Source organism: Streptomyces cinereospinus, from assembly GCF_042430725.1.
Classification (GTDB): Bacteria; Actinomycetota; Actinomycetes; order Streptomycetales; family Streptomycetaceae; genus Streptomyces; species Streptomyces cinereospinus.
The window spans coordinates 1-1,472 of sequence record NZ_JBHMCY010000177.1 but is presented as its reverse complement, the minus strand read 5'-3'; the positions used below and the strand labels follow the sequence as shown (position 1 = coordinate 1,472).

The following is a 1,472-nucleotide window of genomic DNA, read 5'->3' as shown; positions in this document are numbered from 1 at the left end:
GTGTCGACGGCCCGCTGGTCCAGCTCGGTCCACTCGAGGTCTGTGGTGGTCGGCTTGGTGCTCACCCTGAGTCAGGGCTCCTCTCCACATGTCGAAGGCCGGTGTGCTGGGCGTACACCGGCTGCCGGTGCACATCGCGCCCACCGGCCGTTGTCGAGCCTACCCCCGTGCGAACGTGCGTTTTTTCGCGTCATTCCAGACTGCCGGGAGTGTCGAGCGTCCGCCTCCCGACCGGGTCGTTCCGCGTGTGGCAAGTGAATACGGAGCCGCTCATCTGACCGCTCAATCGACGCGCTCCGCGCACCTCGGAGCGCGCCGCCCAACACGACCCCACCCCCGCGAAGGCCGCGGTATGGGCAACGTCTACAGTGGCGTGGTACGCGCGAGCCTTTACCGGGACCTCACACGGTTCGGGTTCGCTGGGATGTCTCTGTCAGGGGTGTGCGTGACGGCCGTTGAATCCCGTCCTGCGGGGGTAATCGGGACGAGCCAGAGCCCGACTCACCGGCCGTTCGGGGCCCGTGTCAAGGCGTTCGTGGCGCTGACCAAGCCACGGATCATCGAGCTGCTGCTGATCACCACCGTGCCGGTGATGTTCCTCGCCGAGCAGGGTGTGCCGGACCTCGGTCTCGTGCTCGTCACCTGCCTCGCCGGGTACCTCTCCGCGGGCGGCGCCAACGCGCTCAACATGTACATCGACCGGGACATCGACGCGCTGATGGACCGCACCTCGCAGCGTCCGCTGGTCACCGGCATGGTCAGCCCGCGCGAGTGTCTCGCCTTCGGCGTCGCCCTGGCGGTCGCCTCGACCCTGCTGTTCGGCCTCGCGGTCAACTGGCTGTCGGCCTGGCTCGCCCTCGGCGCCCTCCTCTTCTACGTCGTCGTCTACACGATGCTCCTCAAGCGCCGCACCTCGCAGAACATCGTGTGGGGCGGCATCGCGGGCTGCATGCCGGTGCTGATCGGCTGGTCCGCGGTGACGAACTCGCTCTCCTGGGCGCCGCTCGTCCTCTTCATGGTCATCTTCTTCTGGACGCCGCCGCACTACTGGCCGCTGTCGATGAAGGTGAAGGACGACTACGCGCGCGTCGGCGTGCCGATGCTGCCGGTCGTCGCGTCCAACAAGACGGTCGCCAAGCAGATCGTGCTCTACAGCTGGGTCATGGTCGCCGTCTCGCTGCTGCTCACCCCGCTCGGCTACACCGGCTGGTTCTACACGCTGGTGGCCCTGGCGGCCGGCGGCTGGTGGCTGTGGGAGGCGCACGCGCTGCAGAACCGGGCGAAGGCCGAGGTGACGGGCGCGAAGCTGAAGGAGATGCGGCTCTTCCACTGGTCGATCACCTATGTGTCGCTGCTGTTCGTCGCGGTGGCCGTGGACCCGTTCCTGCGCTAGCTAGTGCCGCGGCAGGCAATGTCTGCCCGTGGCGGAGCGGCGTCCGGTGCGTGCTCTCGGCGGGCCGGCCGGAAGCCCT

At 68.1% G+C, this 1,472-nt stretch carries 1 protein-coding gene; it reads left to right on the top strand.

Annotated features, from left to right (window positions below; translation table 11 throughout):
• The first annotated feature begins 439 nt into the window (after positions 1 to 439).
• Positions 440 to 1,393, top strand: a complete 954-nt coding sequence (locus ACFF45_RS35375) for a heme o synthase (RefSeq protein WP_381351144.1) — start codon at positions 440 to 442, stop codon at positions 1,391 to 1,393.
• Positions 1,394 to 1,472 lie beyond the last annotated feature (79 nt).